The following is a 21,919-nucleotide window of genomic DNA, read 5'->3' on the forward strand; positions in this document are numbered from 1 at the left end:
GTTGCGAATTCTGTTCAAATATGACAGTCGTTACTTACAAATGCAAACCAAAACGCCCCAGGCCCAAAATGCCTATCAGGCCAATGGCAATCAGATACAGTGCCACGATGAAGCTGACCAGTTTGGGCTTGATCAGTATACAGATGCCTGCAACGAGTGCAAGGATGGGCATGAGGGACAGGTGTATGTTCATGTATAGCTATTCTATGGTTATTGAAAAGGTGGCGATGCATGGCGGTCTTGCTCGTCATGCATGCCATATAGTTCCACAGAGTCACGGGATGTTCAAGCCTCAAGCACCTCGTTTTTACTCCGCCTTTAACCAGGCAGAAAAATCCTGTCGCTATTATTTGCTCAGCACCTCCTCCACTATTTTCTGTATCTCTCCTGATTTTTTCATATCGGTCAAAATCTGGTTCAGTGCACGGGAAAAATCAGCCTTATAGGGATAACGTCCATTGTCACGACTGGTGTATCCCAAATAAGCCAGTTCCTGATTGATGACCGCTGCTTCGACGATGGTCTGGCTGGTATCGGCATACACGCCATCGGCCTTGATGCGTTCCATCTCCCATAAAATGGACAGGCGGTCATTGACATAACAGTCTATGCGACCGAGTAAAAGTTTGAGTATATTGGAGCGATTACTGGGGGCCTGGTCTTCAAACATCTTGCCATCCTTGACGGCTTTTTTATATTTGTCGCCACCAATATTAAATCCCGCGTTGACGCCAACTTTCAAACCGTGAAAATCATCTGGCCATGCTGCCGGATGCTTTCTGCCTTTCATGGAATTTTCACTGCAAAAAGCCACTACCTGCTCAGTCAGGACGGGTTCAGAATTAGTAATATAAGGACGTTCCAGAGGGCGGTTATAGGGCGGAAACAAGGCCAGCCCCTGGCCGGTTTCCATCAGCATGAGCCCGCGCTTCCAGGACACTGGCTTGATTTGCACCTTATAAGCTGGCATGCGTTCAAAAGCTTTACTGAAGATGGCAGGATAAATGCCCTTGGCTTCACCATTCTCCTTGTATGAGTATGGCGGATAGGATTCATCAGCATAAATGCTGACTTCGATAATATCTGCTGCAGATGCTGGCAAGCCCAGAGCAAACAACATGAGCAATAAGGCTTTCATGATCTGGTCCCTCATCTTTAATGGAAACTCTTCTTGTACATTTTCTCTGAGAATCTGTTTGCGATCTGTAGCGAGCGTGCGTCAGCGGGGTCGGGGTAACAAAAACGCAGCACAAAAAGCGGAATGTACTTAAGTACATGAGCATTTTGCGCGGCACATGAGCCCCGATCACGCTCGTGCTTAAGATCGGAAGCAGGTTCTGATAAGTCTAGGCAGCAAGAACAGCACATTCAAGACAAAGATCACAGGGCAGCTATGAAAAATAGCTTGTTTTTACATAAATCACAATATTCCTGTTATCTTATTGCCTAGCTATTTCATCTAGAATTTATCAGTGGAGAAAAGTATGGCGACCAACACCACCGTGCAAGGAATTGATGTGTCCCATTATCAGGGCGCAGTCAACTGGGCTTCAGTCAAAAATGCCGGAATAGGCTTTGCCTTTGCCAAGGCCACAGATGGTAATACCTATACTGACCCTCAGTTCAAGACCAATTGGGCAGGCATGAAGGCAGCAGGATTATTGCGTGGGGCTTATCACTTTTATGAAAGCAACGACGACCCGGTGACCCAGGCGAATAATTTCATCAAGGCAGTAGGCAGCCTTGCAGTTGGTGACTTGCCCCCGGTTATTGATATTGAGATCAACAAAGGTAATTTTGGTACTGCGACGCTGGCCGCCAATGTACAAATATGGCTCAACACAGTAGAACAGGCATTGGGCCGTACGCCGATGATTTATACCGGCCCGTCTTTCTGGAACCAGAACATGAACAATAGCTTTTCCAGATATGCGCTGTGGATTGCACAGTATGGTGCGTCACAGCCAACCATACCGACTGGCTGGAGTAAATGGACATTCTGGCAAAATTCAGAATCTGGTAGCGTAGCTGGCATTACAGGAAGTGTAGATACCGATATCTTTGCGGGCTCCATGGCTGACCTGCTGGCTTTTGCCGCGCATAAATAAATTACTGCAAATTTCACAGCTTGAGCCAGATTGAATTGTCTGACGCAATTATTTAAAGCCATTTATTTGAATTCATTTCTTTGAATTCATTTGCTCACACTCATTTATTAGAACTCATTCCAAAATAAGAATGAGTTCTACATATTCTTAAAACCCTCATATCACTTACCCTCTGAATAACTGACAACTGTGCTACTCGATGACAGCGGATTAAAAAACTGAGTCTCTAGCCATAACTCCTGAACCTTATGCCCCTGGTCAGCAATTGCATGCGGCATCAGTAATACTGATTGAAAAGACTGATCGTTGACCCGATGACCATTAGCATAAAAAACGGCAAGTTCAACGAGCTTTAAACTTTCCCACCAGCATCACCTTCAAGCAAACGCATGAAGAGAATCCCATAAAAGCCACAACAAAATCATTTTATCGACATTTTATCGATAAAATGTATATAATTAATTCTCGATTTGATTTTTTCATTTTTTTGCCTTAGGAGAGCGAGGTTTACTCTCCAGGGCTTAAGGTATTCCTCTCCAAAGGTGTTCGCCCACAACTGGCAACGGTTGTGGGCTTTTTTTGTCTGTTCTGGATTTATAAGGACTGACTAACCGCCTTGCTATAGATCGCCGCCATTTTCGCGACGTGCTCCCTCACCTTGCTTAGCAACTCGGGCGGCTCAAGCACTTCAGCATCTTCGCCAAAACGCAAGATCTCGGCACAAGCCATCATCAGGGAACCGACAGGCATGGTCGCCCTGCACCAGCCGTCCTCGTCAAGTTCACTGGCCAATTGCATTTCAGAAAAAACATAGGGAGACAGAAAGTGCTCCCTGAATTTCACCCCTCTTGGTGACAGGCGCACGGTTGCCATATTCCTGTGCATGTCCTGCTCCAGACGCTGGGTAGATTTACGCCAGTAGGCTGCCAGATCGAAGGGCGCCGGTCTCTCAAAGCGCTGTTCGAGAACGGATAGTTCCAGCATGCGTGAGATTCTGTACGTACGTGGGTTGTCGTCCACCTGCCCCACCAGATACCAGGATCCGCTCTTCATGACCAGACCCAGTGGTTCAACGATACGCTCCTTGACACCTTTCCAGCTCTGGTAGCGTATCTGTATGCGCTTTTGTTCCCAAACTGCATCTGCTACCTTGGGTAAATGCAGGGGTTGCTCTGACTGTCCAAACCAGGCAGGCGCATCAAGATGAAAGCGTGAGCGCATTTGCTGCGCCCCTTCGCGCAAGGAAGCTGGCATGGCTGACAGCAATTTGTTTTGTGCTGCCATCATGACTGAACCCAGCCCCATATCGGTTGCAGCCCCCGCCAGCCCGCTCATGAACAGCGCTTCAGCCTCCTTGGCCGACAAGCCATTCAATTGCGTGCGATAACCATCCAGCAAGCGATAACCACCACCTGAACCACGTTCGCTATAAATGGGGATACCGGCCTCACTCATGGCATCAATATCACGATAAATCGTGCGCAGATTGACCGCACATTCATCAGCCAGTTCAGGTGCAGTAGCAAAACCGCGTGCTTGCAGGATAGTCAGGATGGAGATGAGTCGGCTGGCGCGCATGGCTGGGAAAATTCTCGTTTTTTGCACTAAGCTTAAATATTAATAAATATTATACCAACCTGACAAAAGATGTCAGGTATGGAGGCATATTCTTATATCAACGGCCAGGCAATTCCGCCACCGCGATAAAAATGAAAGGTCTTATCATGAGCAATACAGACAACATCACCCTGTTCTATTCCCCACAAACACGCGCTACTGGTGCTCTGGTCTTGCTGGAAGAATTGGGGGCGCCTTATCAATTGCATGTCTTGAATATGAAGGCTGGTGAGCAAAGACAAAGCGCCTACCTGGCTATCAACCCCATGGGAAAAGTCCCTGCGGTACAGCATCGCGGTGAGCTGATCACGGAGCAGGTTGCAGTCTTTTTATACCTGGCAGATCTGTTCCCTCAGGCTGGTTTGACACCGGCACTGGGTAGCCAGTTGCGCGGCCCCTATCTGCGCTGGATGGCGTACTATGCGGCCTGCTATGAGCCGGCACTGGTCGACAAGTTTGCACAACATCCGCCAGCAGCGCCATCCATGTGTCCCTACGGTGATTTTGACACCATGCTGGGCATCATCAAGGCGCAACTGGAAAAAGGCCCGTATTTATTGGGCGAGCAATTCACGGCAGCGGATGTACTCTGGGGTAATGCCTTGCGCTGGGGCACCATGTTCAAGCTGGTGCCTGAATCCCCAGTCGTCATGAGTTATATTGAACGTGTCTGCAGTCGTCCTGCATTTGTCAAAGTCGGTGCCATCGATGCTGCCTGGGCGGCAGAACATGAGCGCATCGTCAGTGAAACCAAGCCTGCCTGAGCTACTGCAAGGAAATAAAAATATCAGCCCGGACATTGATCCGGGCTGTGTGGCAGGATTTGCTTCAGGAATCTTTTGCCTTGCTTTGATTGGCAGCAATGTCTCGTAAAACGTCTGCCCCGACTTTACCCATGGACTGCATTCTTTTCGATCCCCAGATTAGCAAGGCTCCCATAGCAAAACAGCTTAAGCCTACCGGCGGGAAAATCAATAAAGGCACACCTAGTATAACTATGCCCCAACCGGCAAACTTGATAACCTTGGCAGCCAGACCGAGATTAGCTTCCTGCATCTCAGCCAATTTATTGAAACCGTCACTCATAGATCACTCCTGTACAGTTTAATGCCAGCTTGCATTTAAATATCATGTGCGCCCTATGCTGGCATGAAATATCGTGCGCATCATCGTTATTCGTCCCAACCCGGCATTTTTTTCAAAGCGGGAAAATATTTTTAAGCCTGACCTGATCCTCAGTTATTAAAGGAATAGGCAAATTAAAAGTCACGACAAGCTATCGCGCAGATCACAAGAAGACTAAGCATTGCGCAATTATCCCTAAGGAAGTAACCGGCCAATTTCACAGTTTTTATTTTCCACTCAAGAAGACTACTCTGCAAAAAAATACCAGCTTAAATACGATAAAAATTTATTGCAACAAAATAAATTTATTTTATTATACGTGACACAATTACCAATTCAAGTTTTGACCAGCACACTTACAGAAAATTACCAAATAGGCAGCGGCAAACGATTGTCTTGCAAGCCTGCTTTGGATAGTATCCGTGCAATAAAAAAGCCATACCCCTGAGGGAGAATTCATGCGTCGTATTTGGATCGTCACCGGTACTGTTGTTACAGTTGCCGCTGCTGCTGTTGCCTACCAGTTGAGCAAGCACTGGAAGGATTACCACTATGTTGGCACCCGCCTCATGGTGGATATCTCACAACCGGATGCCTTGATACGCACCAGCAGTCTATCCAGACTGCCGCGTGATTTGCTGCAAGTGCCGATAGCCAAAGATGTGCTGACCGAAGATCTGGCCTTCTACTATGAGCAAAATGAAGACCGTCTGGGTTTGAACGGTGCGGTCAAACGCATTGCCTATGAGCATGAGCTGGATTGGCAAGACAAGCTGTATGCCAGCATTTTCAATGAACCGGCAGAAGTGGCATTCTGGCGCGATGGCAAAGGTGCTTTGCGCCACTATGCCGTTGTCATGCGCATGGGTCTGTTCAATAAAGCCTTGCAAGAAGCCGCCAAAGTAGCAATGAAAGATGGCCAGCTCAAACTGGCTGGCGATATCAGTACCAGCAATGGCAAGGCCCAGATCATGGCGCTGGAAATCAATCCGCGTCGTACCCTGTTGCTGATCAGCCAGGGTGATCGAGTGGTCGTATTGTCTGACCCTGGCCTCTTGTTCGATGGCAGTAACAGCATCGTAACCGAAGCGCGTGCAGCTGTTGCCAAATGGCTGGAGCATGATGGTGCGCTGTCCGTGCAATTTGATCTCGACAATATTGCGCCTGCACCAGCTCAGGCTGCTGGCACAGCAAAACATACGATGGCGATAGGTGCATCGACCATGGCCCTGGGTTACGGCGCTTTTGTATCCGGCTTCAAGGGCATGCGCTTTGACTTCGGCGGCAACTGGTCAACCTCGGTCTGGCTGGACTCCAAAAAAACTTCTTCAGCACAGTTGCTTGACCCTGCCCTGTGGACTGCGGCACCGGCAAACCCCAGCGCATGCATCACCGTGCCAATTGACTGGAGCATGGTCAATACCGTCTTGAAACAAGCAGATGCCAAGCCCAAATTGCCAGATCAGGCACTGGCACCACTGTCCGGCCCTGGCCTGGCTTGCTGGTATCGCGAATCGAATCTGTATTCCCCAGTATTCATCACCAAACTGCCACTGAACACTGCCAACCGCGATGCCACCTTGCAAGCCATGGCGAGCTGGGCGATTGCCAGCGGTGAACAAGCAGCACCAGGCAAAGGCACGACCAAAGCCAGGCCTGATCAGAAACTGTGGCGCAATACCAAGAGCATGGCTACGCTGGCCGCCAGCGGCGACTTTGTGGTGTTTTCACCTGATGGTGGCCTGGTAGAAAAAGTGGTTGATACCATCGCCCGCAGCAACCCCAGCGTGGCTGACCAGACATCTGGCGCGCAAAGCACTTTGGGTCTGATTACACCACGCCCCTTGTCGGAAATGGCGCAACGAGAAATCTACGCTGCCCTGGCAAAACCTGAAGATGCCAATTTCCTCGAAGCGGCAAAAACCCATCTCCCTGCCCGCATGAAGGCCCTGGCCACTTACCCTCCTATCCGTCTGGAACTGAGCAAGGCCCAGGCCAGTGGCAAAGCCTGGCAAAAAGTTGAATGGATCAGCAAGGAGAAATCCAATTGAAACGCCGGCATGTATTGACTGGCATGCTCGCCGCCGGCACGATGCTGGGCTGGCACAGGCTGGCGCTGGCCAACAAAGTCACGTCGCCGGTTGTGCCATTGCCTGCTGCCAATGCAAGCAATGCTAATAAAACTGGAACAAGCACTGCACCTGTCGTCACTGCCACACCAACATTGACACCAGCCCAGTCGCGCAGTTGCCGCGCCTGGATGACACGCATCATTGCTGCCCAGTTGACTGCAGGCCCGACACCACGCTGGCAGCAGCGTGATTGCGTAGGCCTCGTGCGTTTTGCGGTGGCAGAGTCCCTGCGCGAGCATGATGAAAAATGGAAGCGTGCGAATGGCATGCTGGGCACGGCCCTGCCGCCAGAAATCGATCTTGATCAAAGTACGCAATCAGTGCGCCACCAATGGCGCCTCGCTGACGGTACTCTCTCGGCCTATGTCAGTGCCATAGAAATGGTGCAGGAGAATGCCAGGTTTCGCGGTAAGGACTGCAATCTGGCAGCCCCTGGCGACCTGCTGTTCTTCGATCAGGGCGATGCCCAGCATCTGATGGTGTGGATGAACTCTTTCATCGCCTATCACACTGGCACGGTCACACCAAGTGACAATGGTCTGCGCGCCGTCAAGTTGCGCGACTTGCAAGCCTGGCGCGATACGCGCTGGCACCCTACCCAAGATAATCCCAATTTTGCTGGCGTGTATCGCCTCAATTTCTTGTCCGCCTGAAAGCGCCCAATGAAAGCTACATTCAAACAATCCCGTTATTTCACTTTATTGACAGCACTGTGTGCCTTGTTACTGTTCATGCCTGCAATAGCGCAGGATGGCGGTGGCGGCTCGTCTTTCTTCCTGCTCAGTGATGCAGCTTATGGTTCTGGCGATACTGCCATGGTGCGGCTGGAAGCCCAGGACATGGGGCAGATTTCCGAACTCGGTGGTGTTGACGTCTACGTCTACAAGGTCAAAGACCCGCTGGAATTTTTGAAGGCGCAAAAGAATTTGCACCGCATTGATGCCAAAGGCAATTACAAAGGCAAAGGCGTGTCTGATGCGCTGGCGCGTACCTGGGACAATTGGTGGGATGCCTCACGCCGCATGTGGCGCAAGCTGTTTTCATCGGATGCCAGAAAAGCCGTGACTTCGCAAGCACCGGAAGTACGCCTGCACCCGCTGGTCAAAGCACCCACACCGCAGCAAATGAACCCGCTGTACCAGCCGCTGAAGGCGCATACCTTGGTTGATAGCTTCCGTTACCCTGTGCATATCGCCCAGCCTATACAGCCACCTAAAGGCGTCAAACTGGATGGCAGCAGCAGTGAATTCATCACCTCGCCAAAAGGTAATGTACTGATACCACTGGGTAAAAAAGAACCTGGGCTGTATCTGGTAGAAGCCATGGTTGGTAGCTATCGCGCTGTGACCCTGGTATTTGTGTCTGACTCTATCGCTGTCACCAAGGTATCGAGCAAACAAATGCTGGTCTGGGTGGCTGACCGCCGCACCAGCCAGGCTGTGGCAGATGCAAAAACAGTGTGGACAGATGGCGCAGGTATCCTGAGTACAGGCGCGACAGATGCGAGCGGCATCGTCAATTTTGAACGTGATGCACCTGAGAAGACTTATGTCTATGGTGAAGACAGCAAAGGAGGCGTCTTCGTCGCAGAAAATTATTACTACGATAGTGAAATCTATAACACCAAGCTGTACGCAGTGACTGACCGCCCTCTGTACCGCCCTGGTGAAACTGTATATGTGAAATTTTTGGGCCGTACTTTTATGTCTGCCCGTGAATCCACAGCCATCACGGCAGGTGAATTGAAATTGCAGGTATTTGATGCGAATGGCTTTCCGGTAGCAGCACAGACCCTGCAAATGACACCGCAGTCTGGTGGTGATACGGTATTCCAGTTGCCTGATAATGCCGTGGCAGGTGGTTATGAACTGCGTTTCAGCTACAAGGGCAATAGTTATGGCGCTGCTTTCCGTGTGGCTGAATACCAGAAGCCGCATTTTGAAATCAATGTCATGCCCGGCAAAAAGGATTACAAAACCAATGAAGAAATCAAGGGCAAGCTGCAACTGGTCTATCCCGATGGCAAACCTGTCGTCAATGCCAAGGCAGACTTGACTGTACGCGCCCAACGCCTGACTATTGTTGAAGGTGATCTGGGTTACGCAGGCCAGTTCCCGGTACAGATGAGCACAACGACATTTACGACCGACAGCAACGGTTTCGTTGAATTCAAACTGCCAGCAGCAACTGAACCCAGCCGCTATATTTTGTCGGTGCTGGCAACTGATGGCGCTGCTTACCGCGTACGTTCTACCAAGGAAATACTGGTGGAGCGTAGCGCTGGCACTTATAGCCTGAAAGCAGACCGCGCCTTCTCTGCCGTTGGTGAAAACATGAACTTTGCGCTAACTGCCCTGCCGGTACCTGGCAATACCGTCAGCACAGTCAGTGCCCCGGCAACATGGGATTGGGTAAGACTGGAAAACCAGAAGAAATCCAACGGCAAGCTGGCCAACGCCAGCAAATTGACACTGGCTTTTGCTGAACCTGGTACCTATACCCTGTCCGTACGTGATGCAGCAGGCAATATCCTGGGTGCGACTTCGCATTATGTCAGTGGTGCTGGCGTCAGTGCGCCTCAGGGCTCGATAGAAATGGTGTTTGACAAGACCAGCTACAAGCCAGGTGAAACTGCCAGTGCGCTGATCACCTTCCCGCAGCAAGTCGATCAGGCATTGTTTACCCTGGAGCGTGACAAGGTAGAAAAAACCGCCTTGATGAGCAATGCCAGTGGCTGGCTCAGCGCCAAGCGTCTGTCACCTATGCAATGGAAGGTAGAACTGCCTGTGCAGGATACCTATGGCCCTAACATCACCCTGTCGGTGGTGTATGTCAAAGGCGCTGATTATGTGTTCCAGAACCTGGGTTTGAAAGTTGAGCAGCCACGCATCAATGTCGCTGTCAAAGCCGACAAGGCCGTCTATGCACCTGGCGACAAAGTCACGCTGGACCTGACCGCCATGGTGGATGGCAAACCAGCCGCAGGCAGCCAACTCACAGTGGGCGTGGTTGATGAAATGATTTATGTGTTGCAACCTGAAATTGCACCAGATATTTCTGACTTTTTCTACCACCCGCGCCGCAATAATGTGCGCACTTCTGCCAGCCTGAGCTTTATCGCCTATGACCTGGCCGTGCCACCATCCAAGCTGGCCTTGCCAGCCAACGGGCAAACCCATGAACGTGCCATCAAGGTATTGGAAAGACCACGTCGTGAAGACAAGGACACCGCCCTGTGGCAACCGAATGTCACCACTGACGCTACAGGCCGCGCCCGTTTGACTTTCACCATGCCTGATTCGCTGACACGCTGGCGCATTACTGTGCGTGCAACGGAAACTGGCGGTAATGTAGGCCAGAACATCGCCTATGTACGCTCAGACAAAGATTTCTATGTAAAATGGACCAGTCCGAACTGGATGCGTGTGCAGGATGCACCGAATGCCAGCATTGCCATCTTCAATCAGGGCAACCAGGATGCCAGTGCCAACCTGAACATCACTGGCTCCGGCGTCAACAAGCAAGAAAGCCTGAAACTGAAACCTGGTGCAAATTTTATCTCCGTGCCTTTGAAAGCCAATGGCCTGGATAACAAGATAGACCTGTCACTGGCTGTAGGCGGCAAGACTGTTGATGCGCTGAATGTGCCCTTGAAAGTTATTCCTGTGCATTGGCTAAGCCAGCGCTCGGTCAGTATGCCTGTGACTGGCAAGGAAACAGTCTTGAAACTGCCGCCAGATGCCAGCAACCTGCAATTGCAATTTGCTGACAGTGCCAGCACCCAGTTCCGCCGTTTGATGGATGATTTGATCGATTACCCATATGGCTGCGTTGAGCAGACTTCCAGCCGTCTCATCCCTTACAGCCTGGCCTTGCAATCAACCTTGCCTAGTGAAGAAAGACTGGCAGCACAATTAACGCAAAGACTGTATAGCTACCGCTTCCGCCTGGCGCAAATGGCCGGGCCAAACGCGACTTTTGGCTGGTGGAGTGTGCCAGAAAAAGATGGCGATGCCCTGCTGACCACCTATGCCTACTATGCCGACTGGCATGCCAGCCGCGCCTTGAAACTGTCACTGCCAGAAGGCCATTTTGACCGCCTGAATGATGTCTACCGCAAGGATGGCGTCAAGCAATCACATTGGCAGCGCGCTCTGATGTTGTACTGGATGCAAGATATGGGCTTGCCGGTAAAATCCATGGCCGAAGCCCTCAGTGAAGAGCTGGGTGCCAAAGGTGCGTTTGCGAAACCTGTCGTGATCACCCCGCGCTCAGGCATGAACAGCATGATCTTTGCCAACAAGGATGATGATGTACAACATGCCATGAGCACCTTGCTGGCTGCCTATGTGGTACAGCAAAGCAAAGGTAATCTGACAGGCATTACCGTCACGACCTTGCCAGAAGCAGCAGCCCGTGTACACCAGGCTGACCTGCCTTTGGGTGAAGCCTTGCTGATACTGACTGGCAAACGTCCTGCCAGCGATGCTGCTGCTGTGCTGGAACGCGTCAGGTCAGAGTCGCCTACCATAGACCGCGCCCTGAGCCTGCTGTGGACTTACCGCGCCCTGGGTGGCAAGTCTGGCAGCAATGATCCTCTGCTGCGCAATAACATGGCCAAGGTAGAACTCGAAGCTGGCTGGCAAGCGCGCGAAACTGTCACAGGTCAAAGCGTCTATCGCTGGAATACTACCGCAGCTACACCAACACCAACTGTCATCAAAATGGCTTCTAACCCAAGCGCAGGCATGATGGCAATTGCCCAGTTCGACAGCCGTGAACCAGAAAAATCCAGCCTGCCTGTGAAAGTGGAACGCCGTATTTATCGTCTGGTACCAGAAGCGCTACCAGCGCCGAGCAGTGCCAGCAAGCCTGCTGTCAACCCGGCTACTGGCGCACCTGTGCAACCAGTCGCAGGCAAGGCTGGCTTCAAGCTGGAATTGCTGGGTGATGGTGCAGCCCTGAAAACTGATGAAGTTTATCTCGATGAAGTGGTACTTACCCGCACATCTGGCCCAGAACTGAACTTCGGTATTGTTGAAGTACCTTTGCCACCAGGCACTTCGGCAGACCGTTCTACCTGGGGCATCAGCCTGCGTTACCCTGGCGGCAAAGATATGGAAGCGATGGAGCGTGCACGCTACGAGCAAACACCACGCGGCTATGCCGTGCCAGTAGATGCACTGGATGGACAAGTGGTGATACGTCACCTGGTACGCGCGGCACAAACCGGCAAGTTCGCCCTGCCACCTGCACGCTACTACCGCATGTACCAGCCAGACCAGAAAGCCTTTGAGGACAAGCCACGTGCGTTTATGGAAATCCGCTGATCCTGCCCGCAAAGCGATCAGCACCATCATGCTTGCCAGCGCGACCGTAGTCACGCTGGCTGCGTCTGCACAAGTTGCGCCAGTTGCTCATGCTGCAGCAGATACAGCCAGCACGGCCACCATCGCCTGGCTGCGTGATGGCCAGGTGGAAATGCGCTCCCTGAACTCTCAGGACAACAAGACCATAGATCAAAAGATACCCCTGGGTAGCTTGTGGAAGTTATTTGTCTACGCCTACCTGCAAGACAATCATGTGCAGGAAGCTGCTTATACATGCACAGCAAAAAAAGATTTGCGCAAGAACGTGCGTGAAGAACAAGAGAAAAACGAAGACCTGTATTGCTGTGAACCCGGTGAGCAGGTAGAACGCGACTCTGCCCTGGCGCGCTCCTGCGCCCCTTATTTTTCACCAGCGCGCCTGAGCATCAATGACAAGGCATGGAAAAACTACTGGCAAACCCGCAGTGACGCCAACTGGCTGCAGCGCACAGCGCAACTGCAGCCCGACACCCAGATCAGCGTAAAAGAACTATTGGAAACCCTGAGCAAGTTTTCTCCACATGCTCGTTCAACTGCCCGCACTGCCTTGCTGGAAACCGCAGTGCAAGGCTATGGCCGCGAAGCCTGGGCACAACTGGGTACAGGCATACGTTACAAAACCTATTCCTGGCATTTGCCTGACAACAGCGCCTTTGGCGGTGCAGCAGGCTGGCTGGCTGATGGCACGCCTTTCTGGTTTGGTGCGCGTGGCTCCAGCCGCTCTACACTCACTACCTGGGCTAGTGCGCTGGCAACTACCCTGCCCACACCTCGCTGGACAAACATCAATAATGCCGAGAATGCTGGCGACGAGGCGCATTGCGTGGATGTGGACTTTTTTGCGCGCTATCCCTTGCGCGAAGTATTGTCTGCATCTGCAACAAGTGTTCCTGCACGTGCTGGAACACTGTCCGGCAAATACAGGCTGCAATTCACCAACGGCAATAGCCTGGACATCAACAGCAATGGCAGCCTGACGCTGCAACGCTCTCCAGGCATGGCTCCGCAAATCACAGGTCGCGTCGGCATCAACGACTATGTCGCCCGCGTCATAGACCGTGAGGGCGATGCCAATAACATACAAGTTGCCCGCAGTCTGGCGATTGCAGCCCGCAGCTACCTGATACAGAACGCCACCCTTGATCATGGCTGCTGGCGCATTGCCGATAGCACGACCCGCCAGCGTGTCAGTGCCAATGCGCCCACCGACGCTGCCCTGGCTGCCGCCTGGTTCACTGATGACCTGATACTGCAAGGGGCAAACGTGCGTTATCACAATGACAGTGCTGGTACCAACCGCATGTCATTGAAAGATGCAACAAAGCAGGCCAGCCAGGGCTGGAATTTTGAACGCATTCTGGCTACCAGTTATCCACAAGCCAATATCGCCAGCTTCAATGGCAAATCCGATTGCAAGCCGTTGGCCGCAGCACAAACCTGGCTGACAAGCACCAGTGCCAGCAGCAAATGGCAAAGCATCTTGCGTCGAGAACCCGGTTTTGAGCATCCAGATACACCACCTGCGATCTGCTTGCTGGCAAGTGGCAACCCCTATTCTGACCAGAAACGCATGCGTATCTACGCCCGCGGCTGGCGCAGCCTGGACGAGCGCATCACCCTCGCCCATGAATACCTGCATCTGGCTTTACGATTTCATCCGAACGGCGCCAATGAAGACTATGTAGAAAAACTGGCACGCCGTCTCATAGAAGGAACAACATGATCAAGTTTCACCCTAAGCGACTCATTATTTGCACGGTCAGCAGCCTGCTTGCTGCCATGTCTTGCACTGCGATGGCAGACACCACAATAGAGCTGCCACGTGGCGGCTGGCGCAATAGTGGCGGTGAGGCAGCAGGCTTTAAACAACCTGTGCACTACCCTGCATCCTCAGTCAATGCCGAAGGCCAGAATGAAATGGCACTCATCAAAGGTCGCATCAGTACCAACAACAAAAAAAAGCCAGGCAAGCTCATCGTCAATGGTGCAGCCATGCCCTTGTCCATAGGTGAAGGTGGTGAGTTTTCCCGTCCTTACTCATTCAGCTCAGGCTCCAATAATGTAGAAGTACGTAGCCCCGATGGCAGTGATGTCAGGCGTGTGCAGTTTTTCGATACCAATACCAGCCGCCCGAATGCACGCCTGCGTGTAGTCTTATCGTGGGACAGCGACGGCACTGACCTTGACTTGCATGTGGTCTCACCTGATGGCCAGCACGTATTCTATGGTAACCGTGTCGTGCAAAACGGCGGCGCACTGGATGTCGATGTCACCACCGGTTATGGGCCAGAAATCTATGCCAATACTGCGCCCCCCAAAGGTAGCTATCATGTCTACGTGAATTATTACGGCAGCGGCGGCGATGAAAAAAACCTGACCATCGCCAGGGTTGCCATCATCAGCCAGGAAGGTACGCTGTCAGAAAAACAGCAAAGCTTTCAGGTGCCATTGCGCAAACCCGGTGAACTGACCCTGGTTAAATCCTTTACCTATCCATGATGATCATGCAAACGATAATCAAACCATCCCTGCTGGCATGCGCCCTTTTCATCGCTGCCGCCAATTGTGCCGCTGAAGACAAACCCACCATCAATAGCCCGCGCGGCGGCTGGAATTATGGTGGACTGACTGATAAATCCGGCGATACACGTGCGTCCTATCCCTTGCCGCCGATAGACCGCGGTACGCAAAAAAACCGTACCCTCATTGAAGGCCATATCCTTGATGCTGGCAAGCAGCGCAAGCATACCCTCATCGTCAATGGCAACCCCATGGTGCTCAATTACGGCACTGATGGCCGCTATGAACGTCATTATGCGTTTGGCAGCGGTTCCAACAATATAGAAATCAAGGGACCAGACGGCAAGAGCCTGCAGCGCGTGCAATATTACGAAGCCAATACCCAGCAACTGTCACCACAGTTACGCGTCATCTGTTCGTGGGATGCACCTGAGGCAGAGGTTGACCTGCACATCATCACACCGGATGGTCAGCACGCCTTTTTTGCTGCTCCCATACTGAACGGTGGCGGTGGGCTCGATGTAGACAGCGTCGATGGGCCAGGGCCGGAAATGTTCACGACCATCGCCCCCAAGCATGGTGCCTACCATGTCTTCGTCAACTACTGGGGTAACTATGGTGCAGGTGGTTATAATTTTGACGAAGGTCAGCGCAAGCAACCCATCATTACTGCCCGTGTAACCCTGGTATTTTATGAAAACACCGCCAAGGAAAAACGCGAAAGCTTTGTTATACCGCTACGCAAGATCGGAGATTTGAACCTGGTGAAATCGTTCATGTTTTGAGACAAGATTTTACCTTAGCTAAACAAACGCAAGAATTTTCCTGAAGGAAGAACTGCATCATGTGGCGACATGCGTTGATCAGTTGCACAGTTCTTCCCTTGCTGCTTGCCGCAGGTATTACGGCATTTGCACAACCCGTCATCATCAAACGGCTTGACGGCTCCAGCATTTCGTCCCAAACCATAGAAGACAAGATCAGTGACATGATGGTAGCCTCATGTGTCACCGGGCTAAATATCGCCATCCTCAACGACAATAAAATTGTCTATACCAAAAGCTTTGGCTTGCGCGATAAAGAAAAGCAACTGCCGCTGACTACAGACACTGTCATGTACGGCGCATCTTTCACCAAGGCAGTGTTTGCCACGCTGGTGGCGCAGCTAGTGGTCGAAGGTTTGCTTGATCTGGACGCACCGATACAAAAATATCTGCCCAAACCCCTGCCAGACTATGACAATTACCGGGACCTCGCCGATGACCCGCGCTATCTGACAATTACACTGCGCATGCTGCTGAACCACACTGCAGGCTTTGCCAATTTTCGTTGGCTCAATCACGGCAAGAAACTGGAGATTAAATTTACCCCTGGCAGCAGATATGCGTATTCAGGCGAAGGCATCAATCTGGCGCAATTCGTCGTTGAAACCGTCACGCAAAGAAGTGCAGGAACATTAATCCAGGAGCGCATTTTCAATCCCCTGGCCATGCATAACACCAGCATGCAATGGCAAGACCGTTTCAATGACAACCTGGCTGTCGGCCACGATGAAAAAGAGAAACCACTGGGCCATGTAAAAAGGAAAAAAGTGAATGCCGCCGGCTCCATGGACACGACACTCAATGACTATGCCCATTTCATCCAAGGCCTCATGCAGGCAAGCATCATCAGTACAGAAGCAAAAGCCGTCATGCTGGCACCGCAGATTGCCATCGCCACGCCCAGCCAGTTCCCTACCTTATCGACCGCATCAACAGATGAAAATAAGCACATACAACTGGCTTATGGCCTGGGCTGGGGTATTTTTCAAACACCTTATGGCAAAGCCTATTTCAAAGAAGGCCATGATGACGGCTGGGAAAACCATTCCGTCGTGTTTGACGAACAAAAAATCGGTGTTGTCATCATGAGCAACAGCTCTAATGGCGATAGCATCTTCAAAGAGCTGCTGGCCTTGCTGATACAGGATGTATATACACCCTGGAAGTGGGAAGGGTATTTACCGACTAATTGCAAGAACAGAGAAAACGAGGCATCGCTGCACAAATAGTAGAACTCATTTCATAAATAGGGTGAAATGCGTTTGCCTCATAACGCAGTCCAGCACCAGTTATGAAGCAAACGCATCTCATCCTATTCATGATCAGATCTATCAGTTTTCAAACGCTCCCAGATCAGGTGCTGATCCGTTGAAAGGCAGGCCGACATTGCTACCTTTGTTGATCAGGTCACTGCCGGTGACCAGGCGGAACTTGTTCAATACCGGCAGGCTGCCATCGGCCTGACGTGGCGCGTCCCAGCCAGTGGTGGATATGCTTTGAAAGTCAGCGGACGAAACCGTGACTGCGAGGTTCCAGGAATTAAACTGATCGTTTGCGCCAGTCATATTGGACACCAGCGTACCGCCAAACGCGATGTTATTGCGCAGGTTACCCAGATTAACTGCATTACCGTTTGCATCAATGCCCAGCATATTGAAATCACTATTATTACCGTAGCTGGTATTGTTGTAGAAGTCATTCGCTATCGGGTGGTGATTGGCGTAAAAACCAGCAGCCTTGTTGTTGAAGGCGACCGAGAAGCGTATGGTGTGCTTGGCAGCATTCGATACATACACGCCACCATAACCACCCAGCTTGAAGCCATTGCCATTACCCGCCGCCAAAGGTGTGGTGGTGCCGGGCAAATAACCTTGCGACCAGGTCCAGGAATTTTCTATCAGTACTGGTGAATAGGCATTGATCAGGTCAAAGCCATCATCCGAATTGGCCCAGGCACGGCAGCCACGGAATACATTGCCGGGGTTGCCCGCCTTGACGTGGGCACCAAAACCATCTGCACTCTGGCCTGCGCCATTCGAGGTGTAGGGGTCGTAGTTGTGGTGGGAATCGCTATTGAGAACGAGGTTGTTGCCGCCATTCTGGATGAACAGGCCCGGCCCCATATTGTGATGGGTATTGAGTTGTTCAAACGTATTATTGCTGCCGTTGATCCATACTGCCCATGATTCATGGTTGAGGCGGTTGCCAGGTTGTTGTGGCGCACCGGTGACTTCCAGCCCTTTCAAATGCACCCAGTTGGCAACCACATTGAAGGCTTTGACACGGCAATCATCCTTCATTTGCGAAAAATCGAATACCGGTGTCTCACCAGGATAAGCCCAGTAACGAATCGGACTGCCTGAACTGCCGCTCTTGTCCAGCGTAATCGCGTTGACGATGTCAGTACGAGTCGCGCAAGTGTTGATGCCTGCAGTGTAGTTGTAGTTACCACCTCTGAAATAGACAGTATCGCCAGCAACTGCTGCAACCTGGGCGCGGGCTATGGATTTCCATGGTGCTGATTTGGTCCCCGCCGCTGCATCATTACCAGTGGGTGCAACATAATAAGTAGCAGCACTGCTTGCTGCCGCCATGCCAAACATGAGTCCTGCCAATATGACTTTTTTCATTCCGTACTTCCCCTTTGTCTCCATCGATAATAAACATCCACAGATGAAAAGCGAAGTCAGGTGCTGGATGCTCACAAATACGTCGCTTTTAAAATTGTGAATGCCGCTAATGAGTTCTTCCTGACTCTTCAATATCAGTTTCCTGATCTGTGCATTATCGGATGTATATAGGAGAAATTGTACGGAATTAGCCTCGTTCTTCAATCATCTTGCTGATTCTTTTGTGACCCGGATTTTGCCGTCCTAATCAAATTTCAGATGAAATATTACAAACCGGCGAAGGCTCATCCAAGACAAAAATTGGATCTTTAACTACTTCATGCAGCTTAAAAACTCCTCTTTATGCAAAGTGTATTTGCGGCCAAATTTTCCTGTTTTATGTGATTCAGAATGCAGCTCCAGGCAGATATCCAATTTTGCTTTCACGATCGCCAGACAGGCAGCATCACCAGCACAGGCAATCTCTGCCAGGCTGCGTGATTCATTAACAAATTTTGTTTTCTGGTCGCTTTTTAAGCCAGCAATAAATTGGGCGACGACGATCAAAATAATGATCGATACTAACCATCCCATAATTTTTAATAGCCAGGATTTTTTCGGTGTGTCTTCCGCATCTGTAATCAGTGCATGGTTGTCAGACATGGTTCAACTCTTTCATGGCAAATAGGTTTCATTGAATCCGACAAGAAAACTATGCATGAATCCATCCACAGAATGCACTGGCTTACCTGATCGGCTGAAGGCATTTTAATCAGCCAGCAGCCGGGCAGCAATAATGACTATGTCAGGTAAGGATGATCGCGGTTGACACTGCGTCAAGTAGAGGGGCTAAGGGATCAGACTCTGGTCACTTTCTTGAAATCCCTGGGTCTGAAGCCCATGAGTGCCAATGCTGCAAAATACGTCCCCGCACATGCAAATAACACCAGAGCCAAAGCGCCAGCGCGCAAGACAGGTGTATGGCGCATGCCTAACCAATCGAATTGCGCTGAAGTCCACAAGGCTATGCCAGCCATTAATACCAAAGCGGCAAAAAGTTTGACGAGGAACATCAACCAGCCCTTTTGCGGCTGGTAAATACCGCGCTTGCGTAAGCCTGTATACAAGAAAATCGCATTCACGCAGGCCCCCAGGCCGACAGACAAGGCCAGGCCAGCGTGAGCAAGGTGCGGCACAAACACATAGTTCAATGCCTGAGTCACCAGCATGACGGCTACGGCAATCTTTACAGGTGTGCGTATATCCTGTTTACCGTAAAAACCCGGGGCCAGGATTTTGACGACGATAAGTCCAAGCAAACCCACGCCATAGGCAATCAGGGCATTGGATGTCATTTGCACTGCATGGTCATCGTATTTGTTGTGATGATACAGAGTAGATGTCAGGGCATCGGGTATGGTTGCCAGGCCGACTGCAGCAGGCAAGGCCAGCAAAAAAGTCAGGCGCAAGCCCCAGTCGAGCAAGGCGGAATATTCAAGCGTGTCGCCATCTGAATGCGCTTTGGAGAGACCTGGTAACAAGATGGTACCCAGGGCGACACCCAGCAAGGCCGTAGGAAACTCCATCAACCTGTCGGCGTTGGCCAGCCAGGTCACGCTGCCAGGAGCAAGTTTTGATGCCAGGCTGGTATTGATGGCGATGCTGATCTGGGTAGCGGATACCGCCAGGATGGCGGGCACCATATTGCGCATGATGCGGCGTACCCCTTCGTCCTGCCATGCTGTACCGATACGCCAACTGATGCTGGGCAACATGCCCAGCCTGATCAAGGAGGGCACCTGTGCCACCAGTTGCAAGACACCACCCACAAAAACGGCGATAGCCAGTGCATAAATTGGCTTTTCAAGATAAGGTGCGAGGAACAGCGAACCCGCTATCGAAGACAGATTGTATAAAACTGGCGTAAAGGCCGGCACCTTGAATTCGCGCCAGGTATTCAATATCCCACCAGCAAGCGCCACCATGGACATGAAGCCGATATACGGGAACATGATGCGAGTCATGACCACGGCCATATCAAAAACCTCTGGCTTGCCTCTATAGCCTTCAGCAAAAAAATAAAGCAAAATCGGTGCGCCGGCGATGCCAAGGATGCAGGTCAATACCAGGGTCCATGTCATCAGGGTAGAAACACGGTCGATCAGCTGCTTGGTTGCATCATCACCCTTATTGTTCTTGTATTCTGCCAGGATGGGCACAAAGGCTTGCGAAAAAGCCCCCTCGGCAAACATGCGCCGCAACAGATTGGGAATGCGGAAAGCGATATTGAATACGTCAGTAAAGGCATTCGCACCAAAATGTGTGGCAATCAATACGTCACGTACCAGTCCGGTAATCCGCGACAACATGGTCATGCCACTGATGGAGGCAAGGGTTCTTAATAGATTCATAGAGCGGCATTATAGCCTGAGGCTAATTACCGATCACAAAGGCTATTAGCCTAAGGCTAAACTTTTGTTAATATTCAGGCCAGAGCATCTGCTCGACTACTGTACCGGAGCACAACATGTCTTACCTTCATCGCCACCTTGCCAGTTTTGCCATTATTGCCACCAGCTTGCTGAGTCCAGCCAGCTATGCGGCACCAGCCAAGGCTATCCCTAATCTTGAAGAATCAGCCAAAAACCTCAAAAATACCGGTTTTCAAGGTCTGGTATTTGCCGCACGTGGCGACAAGGTCTTGCTGGAGAAAGCTTTCGGCAATGTCACTGATATCAAACAGACTTTCCGTTTTGCGTCTATCACGAAGCAAATGACCGCCATTCTAGTGATGCAAGATGTTGAAGCGGGCAAACTGCAACTGGATCAGACGCTGGGGCATTACTGGCCGGATTATCCCAATGTGCAGGCCCGTAGCGCCACCCTGCGTCAATTGCTGACGCATTATTCTGGTTTGTACAATGAGATGGTCAATCCGGCAGTACATATGATGGATGCCAATAGCGGGGACGATATACAGAAATTTGCAACTGGCCTGTGCGCTGGGCCATCCAATGCAGCACCGGGCAGTAAATTTGACTATAACAATTGCGATTACATTGTCTTGGGTGCCTTGTTGGAAAAGATCAACAAGCAAAGCTTTTTGAGCTTGCTGCAACAGCGCATCTTCAGCCCTGCTGGCATGCAAAATGTTGGTTACTATACTGCAGCCCAGCCGGATGTTAAAACCCATATTCATGGCACCCTGGGTGGCAAGCCTGAACCTGCGGTGAACTTTGCCAGTTACGGTCCCGCTGGGGGCAGCTTTGGCACTTTGCGGGATTTGTATGCATTTGACCTGGCATTCATGCGCGGCAAATACCTATCCGCCAAGAGCCGCGATGAGATGGTCAAGCCAAATAATGTCGGCGGTGCGATAGGTGTCTGGTCTTATCCATTCAAGGCCAGTGACGATGGCGTGCCAGCCATGATCGTCGAACGCCAGGGCTGGATAGCCGGTGTACGCATCTTGAACCTCGTGGATTTGCAAAACCAGAATATCCTCATTATCGTCAGCACCAATGGTGATCTGGATTTGTCGCAAACCTGGGCCAATAAAGGCATTGCAGCGGATTTATTGCGTTCGCTGATGAGCACAACGAATTCGCGCTAACT

17 protein-coding genes are annotated in these 21,919 nt (G+C 51.1%); 10 read left to right on the plus strand and 7 right to left on the minus strand.

All coding sequences use genetic code 11. The annotated features are described in order from the left end of the window. Positions 1 to 34: 34 nt before the first annotated feature. Complete coding sequence (locus AC07OI_RS22175) at positions 35 to 193, minus strand: DUF3096 domain-containing protein (RefSeq protein WP_162040668.1); 159 nt, start codon at positions 191 to 193, stop codon at positions 35 to 37. Between the two features lie 153 nt (positions 194 to 346). Further along, positions 347 to 1,138 (minus strand): substrate-binding periplasmic protein, encoded by a 792-nt coding sequence (locus AC07OI_RS22180; RefSeq protein WP_492708122.1) that lies wholly within the window; start codon positions 1,136 to 1,138, stop codon positions 347 to 349. A gap of 346 nt (positions 1,139 to 1,484) precedes the next feature. Between AC07OI_RS22180 and AC07OI_RS22185 the strand changes: the two genes are divergently transcribed. Beyond that, on the plus strand, positions 1,485 to 2,108 hold the full coding sequence (locus AC07OI_RS22185; RefSeq protein WP_492708124.1) for a glycoside hydrolase family 25 protein: 624 nt from the start codon (positions 1,485 to 1,487) through the stop codon (positions 2,106 to 2,108). A 594-nt stretch (positions 2,109 to 2,702) separates the two neighbouring features. On the opposite strand, the gene AC07OI_RS22190 is transcribed toward AC07OI_RS22185, so the two are convergent. Next, positions 2,703 to 3,686: a helix-turn-helix transcriptional regulator gene (locus tag AC07OI_RS22190; protein ID WP_492708125.1), complete on the minus strand. Its 984-nt coding sequence runs from the start codon at positions 3,684 to 3,686 to the stop codon at positions 2,703 to 2,705. A 146-nt stretch (positions 3,687 to 3,832) separates the two neighbouring features. Between AC07OI_RS22190 and AC07OI_RS22195 the strand changes: the two genes are divergently transcribed. Further along, positions 3,833 to 4,489 carry a glutathione S-transferase family protein gene (locus AC07OI_RS22195; RefSeq protein ID WP_492708127.1) on the plus strand — a complete coding sequence of 219 codons (657 nt, stop codon included), beginning with the start codon at positions 3,833 to 3,835 and terminating at the stop codon, positions 4,487 to 4,489. Between the two features lie 64 nt (positions 4,490 to 4,553). On the opposite strand, the gene AC07OI_RS22200 is transcribed toward AC07OI_RS22195, so the two are convergent. After that, the gene (locus AC07OI_RS22200; protein WP_492708129.1) at positions 4,554 to 4,811 is read right to left on the minus strand and encodes a hypothetical protein; all 258 of its coding nucleotides are present in this window, start codon (positions 4,809 to 4,811) and stop codon (positions 4,554 to 4,556) included. A 497-nt stretch (positions 4,812 to 5,308) separates the two neighbouring features. On the opposite strand from AC07OI_RS22200, the gene AC07OI_RS22205 reads away from it, so the two are divergent. From AC07OI_RS22205 to AC07OI_RS22235, 7 genes are read left to right on the plus strand one after another with little or no spacing between them, the layout of a single operon-like run. Then, positions 5,309 to 6,901 (plus strand): DUF2138 family protein, encoded by a 1,593-nt coding sequence (locus tag AC07OI_RS22205; RefSeq protein WP_495258726.1) that lies wholly within the window; start codon positions 5,309 to 5,311, stop codon positions 6,899 to 6,901. Next, positions 6,898 to 7,635, plus strand: coding sequence for a DUF1175 family protein (locus AC07OI_RS22210; RefSeq protein ID WP_492708133.1), 738 nt, complete (start codon positions 6,898 to 6,900; stop codon positions 7,633 to 7,635). The genes AC07OI_RS22205 and AC07OI_RS22210 overlap by 4 nt, the downstream gene beginning before the upstream one ends. Positions 7,636 to 7,644: 9 nt before the next feature. Then, a complete protein-coding gene (locus tag AC07OI_RS22215; protein ID WP_495258727.1) occupies positions 7,645 to 12,312 on the plus strand; it encodes an alpha-2-macroglobulin family protein in 4,668 nt (1,555 codons plus the stop codon). Further along, a complete protein-coding gene (locus AC07OI_RS22220) occupies positions 12,290 to 14,074 on the plus strand; it encodes a DUF2300 domain-containing protein (protein WP_495258728.1) in 1,785 nt (594 codons plus the stop codon). The genes AC07OI_RS22215 and AC07OI_RS22220 overlap by 23 nt, the downstream gene beginning before the upstream one ends. Further along, on the plus strand, positions 14,071 to 14,850 hold the full coding sequence (locus tag AC07OI_RS22225; protein ID WP_492708139.1) for a YfaP family protein: 780 nt from the start codon (positions 14,071 to 14,073) through the stop codon (positions 14,848 to 14,850). The genes AC07OI_RS22220 and AC07OI_RS22225 overlap by 4 nt, the downstream gene beginning before the upstream one ends. 5 nt (positions 14,851 to 14,855) lie before the next feature. After that, entirely contained in the window at positions 14,856 to 15,656 is an 801-nt protein-coding gene (locus AC07OI_RS22230; protein ID WP_495258729.1) for a YfaP family protein, read from the plus strand. Positions 15,657 to 15,715: 59 nt separating this feature from the next. After that, positions 15,716 to 16,924 carry a serine hydrolase domain-containing protein gene (locus AC07OI_RS22235; protein ID WP_495258730.1) on the plus strand — a complete coding sequence of 403 codons (1,209 nt, stop codon included), beginning with the start codon at positions 15,716 to 15,718 and terminating at the stop codon, positions 16,922 to 16,924. Between the two features lie 102 nt (positions 16,925 to 17,026). Here AC07OI_RS22235 and AC07OI_RS22240 read toward each other — a convergent pair whose 3' ends face one another. From AC07OI_RS22240 to murJ, 3 genes are all read right to left on the minus strand, one after another. Beyond that, positions 17,027 to 18,325, minus strand: a complete 1,299-nt coding sequence (locus tag AC07OI_RS22240; RefSeq protein ID WP_492708145.1) for a right-handed parallel beta-helix repeat-containing protein — start codon at positions 18,323 to 18,325, stop codon at positions 17,027 to 17,029. Between the two features lie 312 nt (positions 18,326 to 18,637). Further along, positions 18,638 to 18,967 (minus strand): hypothetical protein, encoded by a 330-nt coding sequence (locus AC07OI_RS22245; protein WP_495258731.1) that lies wholly within the window; start codon positions 18,965 to 18,967, stop codon positions 18,638 to 18,640. A gap of 194 nt (positions 18,968 to 19,161) precedes the next feature. After that, the gene (gene murJ / locus AC07OI_RS22250; RefSeq protein WP_492708149.1) at positions 19,162 to 20,715 is read right to left on the minus strand and encodes a murein biosynthesis integral membrane protein MurJ; all 1,554 of its coding nucleotides are present in this window, start codon (positions 20,713 to 20,715) and stop codon (positions 19,162 to 19,164) included. 116 nt (positions 20,716 to 20,831) lie between these two features. Between murJ and AC07OI_RS22255 the strand changes: the two genes are divergently transcribed. Then, positions 20,832 to 21,917, plus strand: a complete 1,086-nt coding sequence (locus AC07OI_RS22255) for a serine hydrolase domain-containing protein (RefSeq protein ID WP_495258732.1) — start codon at positions 20,832 to 20,834, stop codon at positions 21,915 to 21,917. Positions 21,918 to 21,919: the final 2 nt, after the last annotated feature.

The sequence above is a fragment of the Undibacterium sp. GW821-FHT07F11 genome (genome assembly GCF_059418665.1).

Coding starts and splice junctions, on each gene's coding strand:
- AC07OI_RS22255 (WP_495258732.1), top strand. CDS start 20,832: ATGTCTTACCTTCATCGCCACCTTGCCAGTTTTGCCATTATTGCCACC.
- murJ (WP_492708149.1), bottom strand. CDS start 20,715: ATGAATCTATTAAGAACCCTTGCCTCCATCAGTGGCATGACCATGTTG.
- AC07OI_RS22205 (WP_495258726.1), top strand. CDS start 5,309: ATGCGTCGTATTTGGATCGTCACCGGTACTGTTGTTACAGTTGCCGCT.
- AC07OI_RS22215 (WP_495258727.1), top strand. CDS start 7,645: ATGAAAGCTACATTCAAACAATCCCGTTATTTCACTTTATTGACAGCA.
- AC07OI_RS22195 (WP_492708127.1), top strand. CDS start 3,833: ATGAGCAATACAGACAACATCACCCTGTTCTATTCCCCACAAACACGC.
- AC07OI_RS22240 (WP_492708145.1), bottom strand. CDS start 18,325: ATGAAAAAAGTCATATTGGCAGGACTCATGTTTGGCATGGCGGCAGCA.
- AC07OI_RS22190 (WP_492708125.1), bottom strand. CDS start 3,686: ATGCGCGCCAGCCGACTCATCTCCATCCTGACTATCCTGCAAGCACGC.
- AC07OI_RS22200 (WP_492708129.1), bottom strand. CDS start 4,811: ATGAGTGACGGTTTCAATAAATTGGCTGAGATGCAGGAAGCTAATCTC.
- AC07OI_RS22185 (WP_492708124.1), top strand. CDS start 1,485: ATGGCGACCAACACCACCGTGCAAGGAATTGATGTGTCCCATTATCAG.
- AC07OI_RS22245 (WP_495258731.1), bottom strand. CDS start 18,967: ATGTCTGACAACCATGCACTGATTACAGATGCGGAAGACACACCGAAA.
- AC07OI_RS22180 (WP_492708122.1), bottom strand. CDS start 1,138: ATGAAAGCCTTATTGCTCATGTTGTTTGCTCTGGGCTTGCCAGCATCT.
- AC07OI_RS22175 (WP_162040668.1), bottom strand. CDS start 193: ATGAACATACACCTGTCCCTCATGCCCATCCTTGCACTCGTTGCAGGC.
- AC07OI_RS22235 (WP_495258730.1), top strand. CDS start 15,716: ATGTGGCGACATGCGTTGATCAGTTGCACAGTTCTTCCCTTGCTGCTT.
- AC07OI_RS22225 (WP_492708139.1), top strand. CDS start 14,071: ATGATCAAGTTTCACCCTAAGCGACTCATTATTTGCACGGTCAGCAGC.
- AC07OI_RS22230 (WP_495258729.1), top strand. CDS start 14,856: ATGCAAACGATAATCAAACCATCCCTGCTGGCATGCGCCCTTTTCATC.